The following is a 19576-nucleotide window of genomic DNA, read 5'->3' on the forward strand; positions in this document are numbered from 1 at the left end:
GTCAGTTTCCGGCAGGCGATTGCTGCCAAATGCCTTCGCGCTCAAGCATCTTCGTCGCCGCAACCTGTTCGGCGGCGCGCTTCGACCGCTCTACGCCGGTTTCCGGCTTTATGCCAGCAACTTCCACCGTCACCTTGAAACGCGGATCATGATCCGGTCCGCTGCGTTCATCAACCCGGTAGTTGGGCGTGACGCCGAATTTGGCGTGCGACCATTCCTGCAGCTCGGTTTTGGCGTCCCGCTTGGCGCCATCGGCCCTGACCGCCCTGCCCTGCCAGTAGCGCAGGATGAAGCGGCGGGCAACTTCGAGGCCGCCGTCGAGATAGATCGCGGCGATCAGGCTTTCGACGACGTCGGCGCGCACGTTCATCATCCGCTTGCCGGTCAATTTCTTCACATCGGCGCCGGTACGGATATAGAGGTGAAGACTGAGTTCGTCGGCGACGGCAGCGCAGGTTTCAGCGCTGACGAGCTGGTTGAGGCGAACCGAGAGCTCGCCTTCCGCCGCCGCACCGAAGGTGCGAAACAGAAGCTCGGCGATGCAGAGGCCGAGCACCCTGTCGCCGAGGAATTCCAGCCGTTCGTAATTGCCGCCCTTTTCGGTGCGGGCGCTGGCATGGGTCAGCGCCCGATCCAGGCGTTCCTTTTCGGCGAAGTCGTGACCGATCAGGCCTTCAAGCTTTGCGCGGTCGGCCGCAGAAAGCGTCTGCGCCTTGCTCATTCAACAACCTTGAAGAGGCGGTCCCAGCGCATATTCGTCGGCCACTTCCAGATTTCGCGGAAGGAGGTGTCGTTGCCGAGTGAGAAGAAGATGACGCTGGCGCGGCCGACAAGATTTTCTGCAGGCACGAAGCCGACGTCGAAACGGCTGTCGAGCGAGTTGTCGCGGTTGTCGCCCATCATGAAATAATGGCCTTCCGGCACGATGAATTCACGGGTGTTATCGCCGCGCGACACGGGAGATTGATCGAGCGTATCGTAGGTCTTGCCGCTGTCGAGCGTTTCGCGGAAGACCGGTACATCGGCGCCCGGATCGAGTTTGTAATCCGACGTGAAGGTACCGTCAGCCACCTTCGGAACCGGCTTGCCATTGACGTAGAGCACGCCGTCGGTAACCTGGATATGGTCGCCCGGCAGGCCAATGCAACGCTTGATGTAATCGACTTCAGGGTTTGGCGGGAAGCGGAAAACGACGATGTCGCCACGCTTCGGATCGGAGCCGAACAGGCGGCCGCTGAAGATATCGGGCGAGAAGGGCAGCGAATATTTCGAATAGCCGTAAGCGAACTTATTGACGAAGATGTAGTCGCCGACGAGCAGCGTCGGCATCATCGAACCGGACGGAATGGTAAAGGGCTGGAACAGCACCGTTCGGATCACCATCGCCAAAATCAGCGCCTGGATGATGACTTTGATATTTTCCCAGAGGGCGTTCGGCTTGGTTTCGACTTTTTCGGACACGCAGTCTTATTCCTTCAAGACGCCGCGGCGGCGCAATTTTTCTGTCGTTCTCTTAGAGCATGATGCCGAAAAGTGTCAGCGGTTTTCTTATGACATCATGCTCTAATTCTTTAATCGAGAACAGGATTCAGATTTTGGGCCGGCCCGGCCTAAAATCGCCCTGTTCTAGCGACTTCGGCCGGTTGCGGCAATGGCGACAACATCAAAAGCGACGAGAGGTCGCGATCAACATCTCCCGAGGTCGCGATCAACAGCTCCCGAGGTCGCGATCAGAGGCTCTCGGGCAACGCCTCGATAATCACGAAGGCCTGCGCCAAGGGATAATCATCCGTTATTGTCAAATGAATGGCGGGCCTATGGCCTGCGGGCAGCATCGATTCGAGGATCAGGGCGGCGGCGCCCGATAAAACCATGGTCGGCTTGCCGCTCGGCAAGTTGACGACGCCCATGTCCTTCCAGAAGACCCCCTGGGCTATGCCGGTACCGAGCGCCTTGGAACAGGCCTCCTTGGCGGCGAAACGCTTGGCATAGGATGCACCACGATTTGCCCGGCGGTCGGAACGCGCGCGCTCGATCTCGGTGAAGCAGCGACGGGTGAAGCGCTCGCCAAAGCGTTCGATGGATTTCTCGACGCGGCGAATGTCGATCAGATCGCTGCCAATGCCGATGATCATGCCGGAACCTTCCGTCGCTTAAGCATTCTTGATCAGGCTCATACGCTCGGCATGTCGCCGGCCGGGCTGGCTAGGCGCAATCGCGCCCGCTCCAACAGCCGTGTGTGGCGGCGCGTCTGGAAACCCTTCACGGTGTAGAACGTCAGCGCATAGAGCGCAACGGAGGTGACGATCCCGGGCGGAATGGCGCCAACGAGCATCGGTTCGAGCACCGGCCTCCACAGTTCGGAAAAGTTCAGCTTGTGAAAGAGGGCAGCCAGATCAACGGTCTGACCCGCCAGATGATCCTCACGGCTCAACAGCAGATGCCCGATCTCCCAGGTGATGCCCCAGATGAAGGGATAGGTCAGCGGATTGCCGAAAGCGGCGCAGCCGAGGGCGGCGGCCACCATACTGCCGGAGAGGAAATAGGTGATGACAAAAGCCATGACGAAATGCACGCCAATGAACGGCGTCCACGAGACGAAGACACCCGCAGCGACGCCGGCCGCAACCGCATGCGGCGAAGCGCTGAGGCGCAGGATGCGCATTGTCAGATAACGGATCGGGCGAAGGAAACCTTTGCGGGGCCATAAAAGCTCTCGCATCTTTTCCTTGAATCCCGCGGGCTTGCGACGGCGAAACAACATGGCCGGTATTTAGTGCAGCGCACATGACCATGACAAGAGCGGCAGTTGATACCGCGTAAAAAACAGCTCAGTTCTCTTCGCGGTGAGGAGCTTCTTCATGCCAAGGGGCGTCCGTCATGCATAACGTCCCTCACTCGTCTCAAGTATAAAGTTCAGTATCAGCGCGTGCGGAACAGACCGCGGTCGACCTGGCGCTGACGAAACTCGAGATCGATACGATCGAGCGAGCCATTGAGATATGCCATTTCACGTTCCTGCGTGGTCGGAGCGCGGAAGGCACGGGCGAATTTCTTGATGGGGTCAAACATTTCTTGTCTCATCTTCTGTTTGCGTTTCGATGACCAGAAGATAGGCTCGGCACAAGTTAATTACTACAGCCGCAACATGGAGACAGCCATGCATTTGGCGCATTGCTTGCCTTTTTAACGCTCCACCTTGACCACGGAACGATCATAAAATGTGCAATTTTGCGCTCAAAGCCCTGAGGGCTTAACAAAGAGCCTACTCATAAAGCCGCCGAACCGTGGCGATGCAGTCCAGTTCCTTCATCTGAGCGAGCAGTTGATTGAGCTGACGGAGGTCCCAGACCTCGACCTCGAGCATCATCTCGGTGAAATCCGCCGCTACCCGCACGGTATTTAGCAAACGGATATTGACGTCGAGGCCTGCAACCGTCTGGGCGACCTTGGCAAGCGTGCCGGGCTCGTTCAACCCATTCACCATGATGCGCGCCATGAAACGCGACTTGTTGGCTTCGTCGAGGTCCCAGCGGACGTCGATCCAACGGTCGGGCTGATCGTCGAAGCGCTGCAGGCTCGGCGACTGGATCGGATAGATGGTGATGCCCTTGCCCTGGTCCATGATGCCGACGATGCGATCGCCGGGCACCGCGCCTGTTGACGCGAACTTGACGTCGACATTGCCGGACAGGCCGCGGATCGGCCCGATATCGGCGTCGGTGTCGATTTCCGAATGGCCGCCATCAGGCCCGGGCTTGGTCTTGCCGGGGATCTTGAAGATCATGCCGGCAGCACTGCGGACATTGAACCAGCCGTCGTCGCCGGAGGGCCTCACGGTGACGCGCTCATCCTGATGGTCGGGATAGACGGCGCGCAGCACGTCGAGCGAAGACATCTCGCCGCGGCCGACGGCAGCGATCGCATCCTCGACTTCCTTCTGGCCGAGGCGGTGCAGCGCCGGCTTCATCGCCTCGCGGGAGAAAATCTTGCCGGCCCTGTCGAAGGTGCGTTCGAGAATGCGGTGGCCGAGGCCGGCATATTGCTTGCGGATCGCCATGCGGGTGGCGCGGCGGATGGCGGCGCGCGCTTTGCCGGTGACGACGATCTCCTCCCAGGCTGCGGGTGGAACCTGCACGCCGGAGCGGATGATCTCGACCTCATCGCCATTCGCAAGCCGCGTCACCAGCGGCATGATCCGGCCGTTGATCTTGGCGCCCACCGTGGTATCGCCGATATTGGTGTGCACCGCATAGGCAAAATCGATCGGCGTGGCGCCACGCGGCAGGGCAATCAGCTTGCCCTTCGGCGTGAAGCAGAAGACTTGATCCTGGAAGAGTTCGAGCTTGGTGTGCTCGAGGAATTCTTCCGGGCTGTCGCCCTCGGCGAGCGCTTCGATCGTATGGCGCAGCCAGGAATAGGCATTGGATTCGCGAGACAGGATGTCGCCGTCGGCATTGGTGGCGCCGTCCTTATAGAGCGTGTGGGCGGCGATACCGAATTCGGCGATCTCATGCATGCGCTTGGTGCGGATCTGCAGTTCGATCCGCTGGCTGGAAGGACCGACGATGGTGGTGTGCAGGGAACGATAATCGTTCTGCTTCGGCGTCGAGATATAGTCCTTGAAGCGGCCAGGCACGACGCGCCAGCGGGTGTGAACGATGCCGAGTGCCCGATAGCAGGAGGGGATGTCCTCGACGATCAACCGGAAGCCGTAGACATCGGAAAGCTGTTCGAAGGAAAGCGACTTCGACTGCATCTTGCGGAAGACCGAATAGGGCTTCTTCTGCCGGCCCTTGACATAGGCGCTGGTCAGGCCGCTTGCGACCAGCAGGTCACGCAGTTCGGCCTCAATCTTCTTGACAATGCCTTCATTGCGCTTGGAGAGCTCTTCCAGCCTTTTGGTGACGGTGTCGTAGGCTTCCGGGTTCATATGCCGGAAGGAGAGTTCCTCCAACTCCTCGCGCATGTCCTGCATGCCCATGCGGCCGGCGAGCGGCGCATAGATTTCCATCGTCTCCTCGGAGATGCGGGCCCGCTTGTCGGCCGACATGTGATCGAGGGTGCGCATATTGTGCAGACGGTCGGCAAGCTTGACGAGCAGCACGCGCACATCGTCGGAAATGGCCAGCAGCAGCTTGCGCAGGTTTTCCGCCTGCTTGGCTTTCTTGGTAACGAGGTCGAGCTTCTTGATCTTCGTCAGACCCTCGACCAGGCGGCCGATATCCTCGCCGAAGAGTTCGTCGATCTCGGCGCGCGTCGCCGTCGTATCCTCGATCGTATCGTGCAGCAGGGCAACCGCGATCGTCGATTCGTCGAGGTGCATGTCGGTGAGGATGGCGGCGACTTCGAGCGGATGGGAAATATAGGGATCGCCGCTCGCGCGCTTTTGCTGGCCATGTTTCTGCATGGCGTAGACATAGGCTTTGTTCAGCAGTGCTTCATTGGCATCGGGCTTGTATTGCTGAACCCGCTCCACGAGCTCGTACTGCCGCATCATTCCAAAGCCACTCCGATAAAAATAAAAGCGCGCCAATCAACGATTGGCGCACACATGGGCAATAATATGCCTAAGCAATAAAGGCGCAAGATTGACGATTGGTAATCATCGCTCTTTTCCATCGCATGAAACTTTTCCCGGATCGGATTCAACCGGGGGATCACATGCGACCTGGATCAGGCTACGCGCTTAGTAGTCGTCGCTCTTTTCCGGCGGCACGAGGCCTTCAATGCCGGCGAGCAGCTCTTCTTCCGACATCTGGTCGAAAGTGATCGTCTCGGGCACGTCGTCCTGCTCTTCGCTGTCGGCTGCGGCGACACCGCCGGCGGCGATCATGCTGGCCGGATCGGGCTCGGGCTCGTCGACTTCGACATGCTTCTGCAGCGAATGGATCAGATCTTCCTTGAGGTCATCGGGCGAAAGCGTCTCGTCGGCGATTTCGCGCAGGGCGACGACCGGGTTCTTGTCGTTGTCGCGATCGATGGTGATCGAGGCACCCTGGGAAATCAGCCGGGCGCGGTGGCTGGCGAGCAGAACCAGCTCGAAGCGGTTCTCCACCTTGTCGATGCAATCTTCAACTGTGACACGGGCCATTGCCTGTCCTTTACGGTCGTCATTTCGGGATTAGCACGCCGGATACAATTAAAACCGGGCAAATACAAGTTTTTCATTCCGGCTCCCCTCGTCTTTATCCGCGGCCGAGCTAAATTTCCATGGAGAATGTCACAATTCCACCGAAGGTTGCTTGGAATATGCCGAATCGTGCCCTAAATCTTTCATATATGAATAATTGTTAAAATATGGATCAGATCGAAGTCAAAACACAAGTCATTGTTTTTATTGGATTTTGGTCCTGCGGATTTCTATTGCTCTCATTGGATTGGTAAGCGATGTTTGACCCACGCGAGAAAATTGCACTCTTCATTGACGGCGCCAACCTTTACGCTGCATCCAAGAGCCTCGGCTTCGACATAGATTACCGCAAGCTCTTGAAAGCATTCCAGAAACGCGGTTATTTGCTGCGCGCCTACTATTATACGGCTCTGATCGAAGATCAGGAATATTCGTCGATCCGGCCGCTGATCGATTGGCTCGACTATAACGGCTATAAAGTCGTCACCAAGCCTGCCAAGGAATTCACGGATTCCATGGGTCGACGCAAGATCAAGGGCAACATGGACATCGAGCTTGCGATCGACGCCATGGAACAGTCCGAAACTGTCGATCATCTCGTTATCTTCTCGGGCGACGGCGACTTTACCAACCTGGTCGAGGCGTTGCAGCGCAGGGGCCGCAAGGTCTCGGTGATCTCAACCATGGCGACCCAGCCGCCGATGATTGCCGACGACCTGCGTCGCCAAGCCGATCACTTCATCGATCTCCTATCTCTGAAAGCTGAAATTGGTCGCGATCCCGCCGAGCGAGCCCCACGTCAGGTCGAAGTCGCACCGGCGAACGATGTAGAGGATTGATCTCAATCGATCATTTCGAAGCGAGTGGCCGCGAGGGAAAGGGCGTGGCAGCCCCTCCCCGCACCGCCATACCTGCACACTCGAGATCAGCGACAGCGGCCGACTGCAGTGTGATCGCCAATCACGGCATAGTGGGCAGCCCAGTGTGGTCAGCCATTGTCCTTCAGAAGGCGGCTCTTCTGCCGGTTCCAATCCCGCTCCTTCTCGGATTCGCGCTTGTCGTGCAATTTCTTGCCCTTGGCGAGCGCCAGCTCCATCTTTGCCCGGCCGCGATCGTTGAAATAGATCTTCAGCGGGATCAGCGTCATGCCTTCGCGGTTGATAGCAGAGCGCAGGCGATGAATTTCACGCCCCGACAGCAGCAGCTTGCGGCGTCGGCGCGGTTCGTGATTGAAGCGGTTCGCCTGCAGATATTCCGGCAAATAGGAATTGATCAGCCAGATCTCGCCGCCCTCATCCGACGCATAGGATTCGGCAATATTGGCCTTTCCTTCGCGTAGCGCCTTGACCTCCGTGCCCATCAGCACGAGGCCGGCCTCGTAGGTATCGATGATCTCGTAGTTGAAGCGGGCCTTGCGGTTTTCGGCCACGACCTTGTTCACCACGCGCTGGCTGCCTTTGGGGGCCATGACGATATTCCCTTCAGGGCGCGAAAAGCCGCGCCCTCATTGCTTGCCCTTATGTAGGGGAACGACCCGGCCTTGTGAAGACGGCCGGTCTCTTCAGTTCAGAAGCCCGGCGTGGCGCAGGGCGGCGTCGATCGCCGTTTCCGTTGCCGGTTCCAGCGTCGAAATCAGCGGCGAGCGGACGTTGCGGCTCATACGACCAAGCTTGAAGAGCCCGTATTTGGCGCCGCAAAGACCAGGTTCCAGGAAGATCGCTTTATGCAGCGGCATCAACCGATCCTGATATTCCAGCGCGCTCGAATAGTTGCCTTCCAGCGTCGCCGCCTGGAAATCGGCGCAGAGGCGCGGGGCGACATTGGCCGTTACCGAAATACAGCCGACACCGCCATGGGCGTTGAAGCCGAGCGCCGTCCCATCCTCGCCGGACAACTGCCTGAAATCCGAACCGCAGGTGATGCGCTGCTCGGAGACACGCTCAATCTTGCCCGTCGCATCCTTGACCCCGACGATATTCCTGTGGGCTTTGGCGAGCGCACCCATCGTTTCCGGCGTCATGTCGACCACGGAGCGGCCGGGGATGTTGTAGATATAGATCGGTAGATCGACGGCCTCGGCAATCGCCGAAAAATGCGCGATCAAGCCCTTCTGCGTCGGCTTGTTGTAGTAAGGCGTGACGACCAGAACTGCGTCCGCACCGACCTTCTGGGCATGCTGGGCAAGCTCGATCGCCTCACGTGTATTGTTCGAGCCGGCGCCGGCCATGACGGGGACGCGTTTTGCAGCAACCTCGATGCAGAGTTCCACCACCCGTTTGTGCTCGGCATGCGACAGCGTCGGGGATTCGCCCGTCGTGCCGACAGGAACGAGACCCCGGCTGCCTTCCTTGACCTGCCAGTCGACATGCGCGGCGAAGCTGTCTTCGTCGATCAGTCCGGCATCCGTGAAGGGGGTGACGAGGGCGGGAATGGACCCATTGAACATGCAAAGCTCCTCACGACCAAATCCTTGCTTCGGCCGCATTCCATGAATATTTTGCGCACCATAGAGCGCCGAAATCATCGCGACAAGCGCGTAGAGTTCGGTTTAGGGCAATTCCGATAGCAGATGTGAATGAATTTTACCTGGTACGGTAAGGTTTCGTTAAGATGCCTCTAGCCAAATGGCAGGGCGTGTTTTCGTTGCGAGATCCCGGATGAAGAAAGCTGTCTTGATTCTGTCCGCCTTCGGCTTCATTGCCGCCGCGTGGGGCGGTGTAGCGTCGCCGCTTCCCGGCGAGAGCGCGCCCGTGCCTGCTGTCAAGCCGCTCGGCTTCATTCCTGAGACGGCCATACCGGAATCGATCACAACAGGCGCCATTCCGCGCAATCCGGCAGTCGCGCCAGTCAACAACGATCTGAAAGCCGGCCTCGACGCGCTTTCCGACAAGGACCCGCAGCTAGCGCTGTCGATCCGCGACAGCATGCGCGACGATACGCTCGACCGCCATATCCTCACCTGGGCGATCGCCGTTTCCGGATTGAAGGGCGTTCCCTCCTATGAAATCGCCAGTGCTGCGCAAGAGCTCAAGAGCTGGCCGGGCCTTTCGCGGCTGCGCGCCTATTCCGAACGCGCGCTCTATGATGAAAACCCCGCCCCATCAGCCGTGCTCGCCGCCTTCGGCGATACCGCACCTGAGACGATGCAGGGCGCCGTCATCCTCGGCCGGGCGCTGATTGCAACGGGCAAGCAGGCGCAGGCGGCAAAATATATCCGCAGGGTCTGGCGTGGAGAGGCTCTCGACAAGGCGATCGAGGATAAGATGCTCATCGAGTTTTCGGCGCTGCTGACGCCCGCCGACCACAAGGCGCGGATGGACTATCTGATGTATCGCGGCCGAGTGGCGCAGGCTAAGCGCTTTGGAGACATGGGCCAGGCGCAGTCGCTCTACAAGGCCTGGTCTGCCGTCGACGCCAAGGCTGGCAATGCCGGCGCGCTACTCGATACCGTCGATGCCAGATGGCGCGGCGATGCCGGCTTGCTGTTTGCGCGAATCGAATATCTCCGCAAGCAGGACAAATATGCCGAGGCGGCAGCACTTCTGGAGCAGATGCCGCCCGAGCGCAGCGACCTTGTCAATTCGGGCGAGTGGTGGAACGAGCAGCGTATCGTCAGCCGTGGTCTCGTCGACCAGGGACAGTTCAAGCCGGCCTATCGCATCGTCGCAAATTACGCCGCAACGAGCCCGACGGATATCGTCGAGGCTGAGTTCCATGCCGGATGGTACGCGCTTCGCGGCCTGCAGGATCCGGCTGCCGCGGAACAACACTTCCGCAAGATCCTCCAGACGTCAAACGGGCCGATCTCGGTTTCACGCGCCTGGTATTGGCTGGGACGAGCGGCGGAGGCCGGAGGTCCTGGCAAATCCGGCGAATTCTATGCGAAGGCTGCGACTTTTCCCGGCACTTTCTATGGCCAGCTCGCGGCGGAACGGTTAGGGCGAAAGACGCTGAACGTTACCTATCCCTCGCCGACCGCGGACGACCGGCAACGCTTCCAGAGACGCGAAGCCGTGCAGGCGATCGCCCGGCTGGAGGCGGCAGGCCACGGATGGCGGGCCGACATTCTCTATCTGGCGCTCGCCGATCAACTGCAGAGCCCGGGTGAACTGGCTGTGCTTGCGGCACAGGCTGAGCAATCCGGCGATCACCATCTGTCGCTGCAGATCGGCAAGATCGCCTATGGACGCGGCATCGACGTCGCAGCACTCGCCTTTCCTGTCGGCGTCATCCCGGCGAATGCCAATATCTCCGGCTCCGGCAAGGCACTCGCCTATGCCATCGCCCGGCAGGAAAGCGCCTTCAACCCAGCCGCCGTTTCGGCGGCGAATGCGCGGGGATTGCTGCAGCTTCTGCCGGGGACAGCCCAGGCGGTGGCCAAGCGCCATAACATCGCCTATTCGAAAGACAAGCTGACGGCCGATGCCGGTTACAACGCCACACTCGGCGCGCATTACCTTGGCGAGCAGATCGACGCCTTCGGCGGCTCCTACATTCTCACCTTCATCGCCTACAATGCCGGACCGAAGCGGGTACCGGAATGGATCGGCCGCTATGGCGATCCGCGCGGCAAGTCGATCGACGAGATCGTCGACTGGATCGAGCGCATCCCCTTCCCCGAAACGCGCAACTACGTCCAGCGGGTCATGGAGAATTACGAGGTCTACAAGGCCCGTCTCGGCCAGCCGACCGATATCGAGCGCGACCTGATCGGCGGTCGCAGCGCCTCCTGAAGCCGTTTGGCGCGGCTCGAGAAGCAGGCTACATCTGCGGGATCAACAACTCTCGAGGGATGCGATGCCGGATACGGATGCAAGCGGTTTCCAGGAACGATTTTACGCGTCTTCGGATGGGCTGAAGCTTTATGCCCGCGACTATCGGCCCGGCGAGGCGGCAACCGCGGGACGACTGCCGGTCGTCTGCCTGCCCGGCCTGACCCGCAATACGCGGGATTTTCACCCGCTTGCGCTGCTTCTCTCCGGGGACATGACAGAACCGCGCCGGGTCATCGCGCTCGATTCGCGCGGGCGGGGAAACTCGGCCTGGGATGAGAACAAGGCGAACTACAATCTCACGATGGAGGCCGGCGACGTCGTTGCCGCCTGCGCGGCACTCGGAATCGAGAGGGCGATCTTCATCGGCACGTCTCGGGGCGGGCTGATCCTGCACCTGATCGCGGCGACACGGCCGGATCTTCTCGAAGCCGTCATCCTCAACGATATCGGGCCTGTGGTCCAGGCCGAAGGGCTGGCGCGGATCCGCGATTATCTCAACGGCGGCAGAAGGCCGGCAAACTGGAACGCCGCGGCCGATATATTGAAGGAAAATCATGGCGCGTCGTTCACCGCGCTTGAAAGCGACGACTGGCGCGAGATGGCACGTGCCATTTATCGCGACATCGGCGGAAGGCCGGTCGCCGATTTCGATCCGGCGATCGCGGAGGCACTGAAATCGGTCGATCTCAGCCAGCCGCTACCCGATCTCTGGGAGCAATTCGAAAGCCTGAGCCGATTTCGGCTCATGCTGATCCGTGGCGAAAATACGTCTCTGCTCTCAAAGGAGACCGCGGGCGAAATGGCACGGCGGCATTCAAGGTTGATCCTGCATGCTGTCGAAGGGCAAGGACATGCACCCCTCCTGCATCTCAGCAATCTTCCCGCAGCTATTCGAGCTTTTCTCGCCTCCTGCGGATAGCCTGATTGACGCCGGACATCCGGCAGCTATCCCTGCCATTTATCGAAATACAAAAAGCCCGGCTCGAGAGCCGGGCTTTCCAGATTGACCGAAATCAGATCAGATTAGAACGAACGCTGCAGACGGAAGTAGCCCGTCGTGGAGTCGTCAGCATCTTCCGGATCGAGGTACTGAACCGAAGCCTTGGCGTAGAAGTTGTCGACGATCTGGTAATCAACCGTCAGACCAACCTTCCAAGCATCGCCGTCGGCGAAGTCGCTGCCGTCAACACCGTAGTCGCTGTAGTACTGAACACCAGGGGTGATCTTCAGCTTGTCAGTCGCCTTGATGGCGTATTCTGCAGCGATCGCCCATTCGGCCGCGTTGTAGTAAGCGTTCGGGTTGGTGGCGTACACAGCTGCGAGGCCGAGCGTGCCGGGACCGATTTCAACCGTACCCATTGCGCGGACGGCGCCTTCTTCATTGTCGGTGTCATAGCCGGCAGTGATCTGGTAGCTGAATGCACCAGCCTTACCGCCGAGACCGACTGCAACGCCGACGTTGTTGGCTTCTTCGCCATCATAGAACGGGCTGTCTTCCAGCTCGTCGACGCTGATGCCAGCATAGAAGTCGCCGGTTTCGTACTGATAACGGATGGAGTTATGCAGCGTAACCGGAGAGCCGATATCGTCGGTTTCGCCGGAGAGGCCATCGTCCCACCAGCTGTAGAACAGACCGGCGCGGAAGCCGGCGACGTCGAGGTAAGCGGAGTCGAGCTTGGCTTCCTGATCGGTGGCGTTGTCAGCATTGAACTGCATGACGATGACGCCGGTCAGCGGACCATACTCGGTATCGCTCTTGGCCGTGAACTGAACCTGACCGCGGGTAACCGCATCCCAGTCAGAATCGCCGCCGATATCTTCGCCAACGTTGACCTGGAAACGAATGTAGCCTTCGATCTTGAGGCAGGTTTCGGTGCCCGGGATGTAGAAGTAGCCGGTGCCGTAAGCGTCGCAGACGCGAACGTATTCAACCGGTTCCGGCTCAGCAGCAACGATAGCGTCAGCAGCCTGAGCACCGGAAACTACTGCGAGAGCAGCAGCGGAGCCGAGAAGAAGGCTCTTGATGTTCATAAATGACCTCCAATTCAAAGTTTCGATCGGGTTTGGGATCTTTCGCTGAGCAGCGTTCCCTGCCCCATCCCCGTGTTTGAAGAAGTGGACGATCAGTCGCCCTTGCTTCCGACGCTGAAAATACAAGACGGAAGCCGTCACGCAATCACCAACTTACTCGGACGGGGGTTTTGGGGGAGCCTTCCCGACATTCTGTTGCTGAAAGGACACAAGTCGGGCCACCGGCCGCGATTTCCTTTATGCTTTGTTAAGAAAACCCTGATTTTGCGGCGGCTTAGGTCGGATCAACAATGAACTGGACATGGGCTGCGCAACATATTTGGGACGCCTTTTTGACGAAATCCGGATGCTGAAGGAGATATCGCCACTGCGGCAAGCGTAACCGGACATGCACAGAACCGGTTTCGCCGCTTGCCGGGGCATGGGAGCGGGCGGTGATTCCCGCCGGCGATTCTCTCGCCCAGAGCGGAGCGATTTTTCTCATCGCGCAGCCGCGAGACCTACCCAAGCGAAGGGGGTTCTCTGCCGGACAGTAAGAATCGATTTGAGCTGGGAAAAATCAAAATGGCGGAGAAGATGGGATTCGAACCCACGATACGCTTTTGACGTATACTCCCTTAGCAGGGGAGCGCCTTCGACCAACTCGGCCACCTCTCCGGTGCGGCCTAACTATGGTGACCGGTCTGTGAATGCAAGGGTTTTTTCAGGTTTCACCAGAAGAAATGCAGTGGCCGGCATTTCGACCGGTTGCTTAAACAGACCGCATTTCCTGGGCTGATCCGCGGAATTTGATCGCGCTTCGTTCTCTTTAGCGAAGAAGCTGAGCTTTGCTGCCCGGCGTTCGATATCATCGGCGAGCCGAGCACGGCGATTCCGCTGGCTGTGATTCGTTGCGACGATCGGTCTTGGGCTCAGCCAAGCAGGCGCTTGAGGTCGGCGGAGGGGTCGGCGAGAATCGACCTGTCGGGGTTGGTCCCGGATTCCAGCAGCTTTTTGCCGGTCACATAGGCTTTGGCGTCGTTGATGGCATCGACGGCAATCAGCAGGCCTTGCCTGAAGTACCAGATCGAATGGGCGCCTTCGCGGGCGCCGGGGCGCAGCAGCGTTTCGTCATAACCGAGATTGAAGCCGGCGATCTGCAGCTTGACATCATACTGGTCGGACCAGAACCACGGCTTCGGATCATATGGCTCGCTGCCACCGGCGATGACGGCGGCCGCCGCTTCGGCCTGGTCAACGGCGTTCTGCACCGATTCGAGCCTGATGCGGCCACCCTGCCAGGGAAGAGCTGCGCAATCGCCGGCGGCAAAGATCGCCGGATCGGAGGTGCGAGCGAATTCGTCGACGACAATGCCGTTGGCGACTTCGAGGCCGGCTTCCTTGGCGAGCTGGTCATTCGGCACGACGCCGATGCCGACGACGGCAAAGTCGATGTCGATAACCGATCCGTCGGACAGGGCGGCGCCAGTGACGCGGCCATCCCTGCCGACCAGATGCTTGAGCCCTGTTTTCTCGCGGATCACCACGTCATGGGTCTCATGGATCCCGCGCATGATGTCGGCGGTCTCCTTCGCGGCGACGCGCTGGAGGATGCGGTCAGCCATCTCTATGACGGTGACCTCAAGGCCGCGGTGGCGGGCGACGGCTGCCGCCTCGAGGCCGATATAACCGCCGCCGATGATGAGGACGCGGCGACCGGGGCGCATCTCGTCGGCGAGCAGATCGGCATCGCGCTTGTCGCGGGCGACATAGACGCCTTCGAGATCGCCGCCGATTGCGGCCGGCAGCCGGCGCGGCGTCGAGCCGGTGGCGAGCGCCAGCGTGCCGTAATCGAGAACAGAGCCATCCTGCAGCAGAACCTGTTTGCTGTCCGGCTTGATTTGCTCGGCCCAGGTCGAAAGGCGAAGATCGACGTTATTGTCGGCATACCAGTGGTCGGCGCGGAACAGCAGGCGGTCGAAGGTCATTTCGCCCAGCAGGTATTTCTTCGAAAGCGGCGGGCGCTGATAAGGCGCCACGTCTTCGGCGCCGATAAGGGTGATCGGGCGCGCGTCCTTCAAGGCACGCAGCTTGGCCGCCAATGCGAAGCCGGCTTGTCCCGCGCCGATGATCACCAGTCTATCCGTCACGATCTCACTCCCGAAAATGCGCCGACAACCGCGCCAAGGCCTATTCCCTGCTCTGCGCGCCGTCAACGGAAAGCGGCTTCTTACCTTCAGCCGATCTCGATCCAGCGACGCTCGTGGAAGGACTGTGCCATGGCATGCACCGACTTCTCTATCCTGAGACCGTCTTTAAATGTCACGATCGACGACGGCTCGCCCGATATCGCCCGGATCAGCTCGCGGCATTCGATAATCTTCAGATCATTGAAGCCTAGGCCGTGGCCGGGCGCTGGGATGAACCGATCATAGGGCCGATGGGCGGGCGCCGCCAGTATCTTGCGGAAACCCTGTTCGGAGCCGCGACCCTCGGCCTGATAGAGTTCGAATTCGTTCATCCGCTCCTGGTCGTAGACGATCGAGCCTTTCGAACCATAAATCTGCAGGGCGATGCGGCCCTTGCGGCCCCAGGCGGCGCGATTCGCCATCAAGACAGCGGAGATGCCGCCGCCAAGCCGCATCAGCACGTTGGCGGCATCGTGGTTTTCGACGGCGCGACGGCCACCGTCGCTGAGCGGTCGGTCTGCATAGGGCTTCACCATGTCGGTTATGACGGCCTCGACATGGCCGAAGAGGTACCAGAGCAGCGACAGCGGGTGCACGGCGAAATCGTCGAGCGCGCCGTAGCCGGCGGAAAGCTCGCTCTTCCAATAAAAGAAGACATCGGGATCGGCCATGAAATCCTCGTCCATCTCGACGCGGATATGGTTGACCGTGCCGATGGCACCCTCACCAACAAGCATCTTGATGTGCCGCATGACGGGATTCTGGATGTAATTATAGCCAAGGGCGGCAACCTTGCCGGAACGCTCCGCCGTTTCCAGCATGCGCTCGGCATCGGTATAGGCGGGCGCCATCGGCTTTTCGCACCAGACGTGCTTGCCGGCCTCGAGGGCTGCAATCGCCATCTCGGCGTGGAACTGATTGGGCGTGGTGACCGAGACGACGTCGACCTCGGGGTCGGCGATCAGTTCCCGCCAGTCGGCCGTCGCCTTCTCGAATCCGAATTCACCGGCCCGCGTCTGCGCCAGCCCGGCATTGGCTTCGGCCAGATGCACGAGACGCGGACGCTCGACATCGCCGAACACCGTCTTCACCGCATTCCACGCCAACGCATGGCATTTGCCCATGTAGCCGGTGCCGATCAAACCGATGCCAAGTGACTTCATTTCCGTCTCCTCCAAAGCTGCGCGCAGATTTTTGGAATATTTGGATCATTTTGACAAGAGAGTTGTCCGCAGGCATTTTCGCGTTTTTCCCGAAAAATTGTTCAAAACCCTTCAATTACAGAGGATTAAAAACAATTAGGCGTGTGATTTGAAATCGTCTATGCTCAATAATATGGAATATTTGTTTCATCTCGCGGGCAGCAAGCATGGATAACGATCCCCAGAGGCAGGCGCGTGTGCCGCGCGATTTCGAAAGCCTGCGCAGCACCATCATCGAGCGCAAGGCGAACATGCCGAAGCGGCTGGCGCAGGTCGCCGCTTTCGCGCTCGGCAACCCCGACGAGATCGCTTTCGGCACGACGGCAAGCATTGCAGCCGCCTCCGACGTCCAGCCCTCGACGCTGGTGCGCCTGGCGCATCATCTGGGCTACGAAGGCTTTTCCGACCTGCAGAGCATCTTCCGCGAAAGGCTGCGCGACCGAACCCTGAGCTATGAAGAGCGGCTCGTCACGCTGGAGCAAACGAGCGGCGACGACGAGGATGCCAATCTGCTTTCCGGTTTCATTGCCGCGGCCAGCCAGTCGGTCAACCGGTTGGCGGCGACGGTGCAGAGCGATACGTTCACGAAAGCGGTGAGTATCCTTGCCGCCGCCGAAACGATCTATCTGATCGCCAAACGGCGTTCTTACCCGCTGACGGCGCACATGACCTACGCATTTTCCAAGCTCAACATCCGCCACCAGATCGTCGCCTCGCCGAACGGCGTCGACCCCGAAATGGTGCAGTTCGCAACACCGAAGGATGCAGCGATCGCCGCGAGCTTCTCGCCCTATGCGGCCGACAGCCTCAGCCAGAGCCAGGAGCTTGCCGACCGCGGCGTCCCCGTCATCGCGATCACCGATTCGGCGTTCTCGCCGCTTGCCGCCTGCGCCACGCACTGGTTCGAGGTGGCGGAAGCCGATTTCGCCGGCTTCCGCTCGCTTTCTGCCTCGATGGCGCTCACCATGGCGCTTCCGGTGGCGATCGCCGAACGGCGCCGCAAGCTTCAGCATCCAAAAGCTGGAAAAGCGAAAATGGAATAAACATTCCGAATTGACAAAATAACGGAACCGATGTTTCATTATTGAAAATTCGCAGGCACTGGAAGCCGCGCAAAATCTAGCGGGAGGACATCATGGTACAATCGAATCCGAGCTCACAGCCGGAGCCGGCGCTTGATGTAATCACTATCGGCCGCTCCTCGGTCGATCTTTACGGCCAGCAGATCGGTTCGCGGCTGGAGGACATTGCCTCCTTCGCCAAGTCCGTCGGCGGCTGCCCGGCCAATATCGCCATCGGCACGGCGCGGCTCGGCCTCAAATCCGGTCTCATCACCCGCGTCGGCGACGAGCAGATGGGACGCTTCATCCGCGAGCAGTCGGCGCGCGAAGGTGTGGCAACAGACGGTATCGTCACCGACAAGGAGCGGCTGACGGCGCTGGTGCTGCTTGCGGTCGAGGCCGAGGGGGTGTCGCCGATGATCTTCTATCGGTCCGACTGCGCCGACATGGCGCTCGATGAAGGCGATATCGATGAGAATTTTATCAAATCGTCGCGCGCCGTTCTCGTTTCCGGCACGCATTTCTCGAGGCCGAATACCGAGGCCGCGCAACGCAAGGCGATTCGCATCGCCAAGGCGAACGGCCGCAAGGTGATCTTCGACATCGACTACCGGCCGAACCTCTGGGGCCTTGCCGGCCATGCGGAAGGCTTCGAGCGCTACGTGAAATCCGACCGGGTGTCCTCGAAGATGAAGGAGACGCTGCCGGATTGCGACCTCATCATCGGCACCGAAGAGGAAATCCTGATCGCTTCCGGCGCCGACGACGTGCTCGGCGCGCTGAAGGAGATTCGTCGCCTGTCGCCGGCGACGATCGTGCTCAAGCGCGGCGCCATGGGCTGCATCGTCTATGACGGGCCGATCGCCGACGATCTTGAAGCCGGCATCGTCGGCCAGGGTTTTCCGATCGAAGTCTTCAACGTGCTCGGCGCCGGCGATGCTTTCATGTCCGGCTTCCTGCGCGGCTTCCTGCGTGACGAGCCGCTGAAGACCTGCGCCACCTGGGCCAATGCCTGCGGCGCCTTTGCCGTCTCCCGCCTGCTCTGCTCGCCGGAATATCCGACCTGGGCGGAACTCGACTTCTTCCTGACGAGTGGCAGCAAACACCGGGCGCTGCGTAAGGACGAGGCGATCAATCATATTCACTGGGCATCGACCCGGCGCGGCGAAATCCCGCTGCTGATGGCGCTGGCGATCGATCATCGTTCACAACTCGTCAGCGTCGCCGATGAACTCGGCGTCGGCCACGAAAAGATCGTCGCCTTCAAGCGGCTGGCGGTCGCCGCCGCGTCGCGGGTTTCGAATGGCCGCGACGGCTACGGCATGCTGATCGACGAACGTTTCGGCCGTGACGCCTTCTTCGATGCGGCGGCGAAGAATTTTTCGTGGATCGGCCGGCCGGTGGAATTGCCGGGCTCGAAGCCGCTGCGCTTCGAATTCAGCCAGGATATCGGCTCGCAGCTTGTGGAATGGCCGCTTGGCCATTGCATCAAGTGCCTGTGCTTCTACCATCCCGATGATCTGGCCGAATTGAAGACCGAGCAACAGGAGAAGCTGCGCACGCTGTTCGAGGCGGCCCGCAAGGTCGGGCGCGAACTGCTGGTGGAGATCATTGCCGGCAAGAACGGACCGCTGACGGACGATACGATCGCAACCGCGCTGGAAGAGCTCTATGCACTCGGCATCAAGCCTGACTGGTGGAAGCTCGAGCCGCAGGCATCGAGCAAAGCCTGGAAGAAGATCGATGCGGTGATCGCCAAAAATGATCCCCTGTGCCGCGGTATCGTACTGCTCGGGCTCGAGGCGCCCGCCGACGAGCTGATTTCCTGCTTCGAGGCGACGCTGGCTGCTCCTTCGGTGAAGGGCTTTGCCGTTGGCCGAACGATCTTTGCCGATGCGGCGCGCGCCTGGCTTTCGGGCGCAATGAACGACGAGGAAGCGATCACCGATATGGCCGGCCGCTTCCGGCAGTTGACAGAGGCGTGGCTGAAGACGCGCGAGCGTCAGTAGGAAAATTAAGACCCTCCCCAACCCCTCCCCACAAGGGGGAGGGACTTAACTTGAGGCATCACCTCACGCCATGAGCGAGCATCCCGAGGATGAAACGTTGCGGCGCGAAGCAGAGAGCCCGGCAGATTGGCCCCTCCCCCTTGTGGAGACGGGTTGGGGAGGGGAAGATAGATAGAGAGTTCAAAGTTCGGGAGGCC

17 protein-coding genes and 1 tRNA gene are annotated in these 19576 nt (G+C 60.0%); 5 read left to right on the forward strand and 13 right to left on the reverse strand.

Annotated features, from left to right (window positions below; translation table 11 throughout):
• Position 1: 1 nt before the first annotated feature.
• The 7 genes from rnc to rpoZ form a co-directional block, all read right to left on the reverse strand.
• The gene (rnc, locus tag HJB84_RS03685) at positions 2–721 is read right to left on the reverse strand and encodes a ribonuclease III (RefSeq protein WP_207583614.1); all 720 of its coding nucleotides are present in this window, start codon (positions 719–721) and stop codon (positions 2–4) included.
• Positions 718–1461 (reverse strand): signal peptidase I, encoded by a 744-nt coding sequence (gene lepB, locus HJB84_RS03690; protein WP_207583613.1) that lies wholly within the window; start codon positions 1459–1461, stop codon positions 718–720. The genes rnc and lepB overlap by 4 nt, the downstream gene beginning before the upstream one ends.
• Before the next feature lie 269 nt (positions 1462–1730).
• The gene (gene acpS / locus HJB84_RS03695) at positions 1731–2135 is read right to left on the reverse strand and encodes a holo-ACP synthase (protein WP_007626522.1); all 405 of its coding nucleotides are present in this window, start codon (positions 2133–2135) and stop codon (positions 1731–1733) included.
• Positions 2136–2173: 38 nt separating this feature from the next.
• Positions 2174–2764, reverse strand: a complete 591-nt coding sequence (locus HJB84_RS03700) for a DUF2062 domain-containing protein (RefSeq protein WP_164008596.1) — start codon at positions 2762–2764, stop codon at positions 2174–2176.
• A gap of 158 nt (positions 2765–2922) precedes the next feature.
• Positions 2923–3072 carry a DUF3563 family protein gene (locus tag HJB84_RS03705; RefSeq protein WP_207583611.1) on the reverse strand — a complete coding sequence of 50 codons (150 nt, stop codon included), beginning with the start codon at positions 3070–3072 and terminating at the stop codon, positions 2923–2925.
• Positions 3073–3265: 193 nt separating this feature from the next.
• Complete coding sequence (locus HJB84_RS03710) at positions 3266–5500, reverse strand: bifunctional (p)ppGpp synthetase/guanosine-3',5'-bis(diphosphate) 3'-pyrophosphohydrolase (RefSeq protein ID WP_207583610.1); 2235 nt, start codon at positions 5498–5500, stop codon at positions 3266–3268.
• A gap of 189 nt (positions 5501–5689) precedes the next feature.
• Positions 5690–6094, reverse strand: coding sequence for a DNA-directed RNA polymerase subunit omega (gene rpoZ / locus HJB84_RS03715; RefSeq protein ID WP_003558080.1), 405 nt, complete (start codon positions 6092–6094; stop codon positions 5690–5692).
• 296 nt (positions 6095–6390) lie between these two features.
• Here rpoZ and HJB84_RS03720 point away from each other — a divergent pair, with 296 nt between their 5' ends.
• Complete coding sequence (locus tag HJB84_RS03720; protein ID WP_207583609.1) at positions 6391–6972, forward strand: NYN domain-containing protein; 582 nt, start codon at positions 6391–6393, stop codon at positions 6970–6972.
• Positions 6973–7121: 149 nt separating this feature from the next.
• Here the strand turns inward: HJB84_RS03720 and smpB are convergent, their stop codons facing one another.
• Complete coding sequence (gene smpB / locus HJB84_RS03725) at positions 7122–7601, reverse strand: SsrA-binding protein SmpB (protein ID WP_164008587.1); 480 nt, start codon at positions 7599–7601, stop codon at positions 7122–7124.
• 93 nt (positions 7602–7694) lie between these two features.
• A complete protein-coding gene (dapA, locus tag HJB84_RS03730) occupies positions 7695–8579 on the reverse strand; it encodes a 4-hydroxy-tetrahydrodipicolinate synthase (RefSeq protein WP_207583608.1) in 885 nt (294 codons plus the stop codon).
• Positions 8580–8790: 211 nt separating this feature from the next.
• Here dapA and HJB84_RS03735 point away from each other — a divergent pair, with 211 nt between their 5' ends.
• Entirely contained in the window at positions 8791–10866 is a 2076-nt protein-coding gene (locus HJB84_RS03735) for a lytic transglycosylase domain-containing protein (RefSeq protein WP_221115295.1), read from the forward strand.
• 64 nt (positions 10867–10930) lie between these two features.
• On the forward strand, positions 10931–11827 hold the full coding sequence (locus tag HJB84_RS03740) for an alpha/beta fold hydrolase (protein WP_207583606.1): 897 nt from the start codon (positions 10931–10933) through the stop codon (positions 11825–11827).
• 104 nt (positions 11828–11931) lie between these two features.
• On the opposite strand, the gene HJB84_RS03745 is transcribed toward HJB84_RS03740, so the two are convergent.
• The 4 genes from HJB84_RS03745 to HJB84_RS03760 form a co-directional block, all read right to left on the reverse strand.
• Complete coding sequence (locus HJB84_RS03745) at positions 11932–12939, reverse strand: porin (RefSeq protein WP_207583605.1); 1008 nt, start codon at positions 12937–12939, stop codon at positions 11932–11934.
• A gap of 565 nt (positions 12940–13504) precedes the next feature.
• A tRNA-Ser gene (locus tag HJB84_RS03750) sits at positions 13505–13596 on the reverse strand.
• A 254-nt stretch (positions 13597–13850) separates the two neighbouring features.
• Positions 13851–15068, reverse strand: coding sequence for an NAD(P)/FAD-dependent oxidoreductase (locus HJB84_RS03755; protein ID WP_207583604.1), 1218 nt, complete (start codon positions 15066–15068; stop codon positions 13851–13853).
• Positions 15069–15154: 86 nt separating this feature from the next.
• The gene (locus tag HJB84_RS03760) at positions 15155–16270 is read right to left on the reverse strand and encodes a Gfo/Idh/MocA family protein (RefSeq protein WP_221115296.1); all 1116 of its coding nucleotides are present in this window, start codon (positions 16268–16270) and stop codon (positions 15155–15157) included.
• 206 nt (positions 16271–16476) lie between these two features.
• Here HJB84_RS03760 and HJB84_RS03765 point away from each other — a divergent pair, with 206 nt between their 5' ends.
• On the forward strand, positions 16477–17352 hold the full coding sequence (locus HJB84_RS03765) for a MurR/RpiR family transcriptional regulator (protein WP_221115297.1): 876 nt from the start codon (positions 16477–16479) through the stop codon (positions 17350–17352).
• A 92-nt stretch (positions 17353–17444) separates the two neighbouring features.
• On the forward strand, positions 17445–19379 hold the full coding sequence (iolC, locus tag HJB84_RS03770; RefSeq protein WP_221115298.1) for a 5-dehydro-2-deoxygluconokinase: 1935 nt from the start codon (positions 17445–17447) through the stop codon (positions 19377–19379).
• Positions 19380–19576 lie beyond the last annotated feature (197 nt).

The sequence above is a fragment of the Rhizobium sp. NZLR1b genome (genome assembly GCF_019685155.1).
Taxonomy (GTDB): Bacteria; Pseudomonadota; Alphaproteobacteria; order Rhizobiales; family Rhizobiaceae; genus Rhizobium.

Bases quoted from the DNA above. Each gene is read 5' to 3' on its own strand.
- HJB84_RS03710 (WP_207583610.1), bottom strand. From the start codon at position 5,500: ATGATGCGGCAGTACGAGCTCGTGGAGCGGGTTCAGCAATACAAGCCC.
- rnc (WP_207583614.1), bottom strand. From the start codon at position 721: ATGAGCAAGGCGCAGACGCTTTCTGCGGCCGACCGCGCAAAGCTTGAA.
- iolC (WP_221115298.1), top strand. From the start codon at position 17,445: ATGGTACAATCGAATCCGAGCTCACAGCCGGAGCCGGCGCTTGATGTA.
- HJB84_RS03745 (WP_207583605.1), bottom strand. From the start codon at position 12,939: ATGAACATCAAGAGCCTTCTTCTCGGCTCCGCTGCTGCTCTCGCAGTA.
- HJB84_RS03740 (WP_207583606.1), top strand. From the start codon at position 10,931: ATGCCGGATACGGATGCAAGCGGTTTCCAGGAACGATTTTACGCGTCT.
- HJB84_RS03760 (WP_221115296.1), bottom strand. From the start codon at position 16,270: ATGAAGTCACTTGGCATCGGTTTGATCGGCACCGGCTACATGGGCAAA.
- HJB84_RS03700 (WP_164008596.1), bottom strand. From the start codon at position 2,764: ATGTTGTTTCGCCGTCGCAAGCCCGCGGGATTCAAGGAAAAGATGCGA.
- dapA (WP_207583608.1), bottom strand. From the start codon at position 8,579: ATGTTCAATGGGTCCATTCCCGCCCTCGTCACCCCCTTCACGGATGCC.
- HJB84_RS03720 (WP_207583609.1), top strand. From the start codon at position 6,391: ATGTTTGACCCACGCGAGAAAATTGCACTCTTCATTGACGGCGCCAAC.
- acpS (WP_007626522.1), bottom strand. From the start codon at position 2,135: ATGATCATCGGCATTGGCAGCGATCTGATCGACATTCGCCGCGTCGAG.
- HJB84_RS03735 (WP_221115295.1), top strand. From the start codon at position 8,791: ATGAAGAAAGCTGTCTTGATTCTGTCCGCCTTCGGCTTCATTGCCGCC.
- smpB (WP_164008587.1), bottom strand. From the start codon at position 7,601: ATGGCCCCCAAAGGCAGCCAGCGCGTGGTGAACAAGGTCGTGGCCGAA.
- HJB84_RS03765 (WP_221115297.1), top strand. From the start codon at position 16,477: ATGGATAACGATCCCCAGAGGCAGGCGCGTGTGCCGCGCGATTTCGAA.
- rpoZ (WP_003558080.1), bottom strand. From the start codon at position 6,094: ATGGCCCGTGTCACAGTTGAAGATTGCATCGACAAGGTGGAGAACCGC.
- HJB84_RS03705 (WP_207583611.1), bottom strand. From the start codon at position 3,072: ATGTTTGACCCCATCAAGAAATTCGCCCGTGCCTTCCGCGCTCCGACC.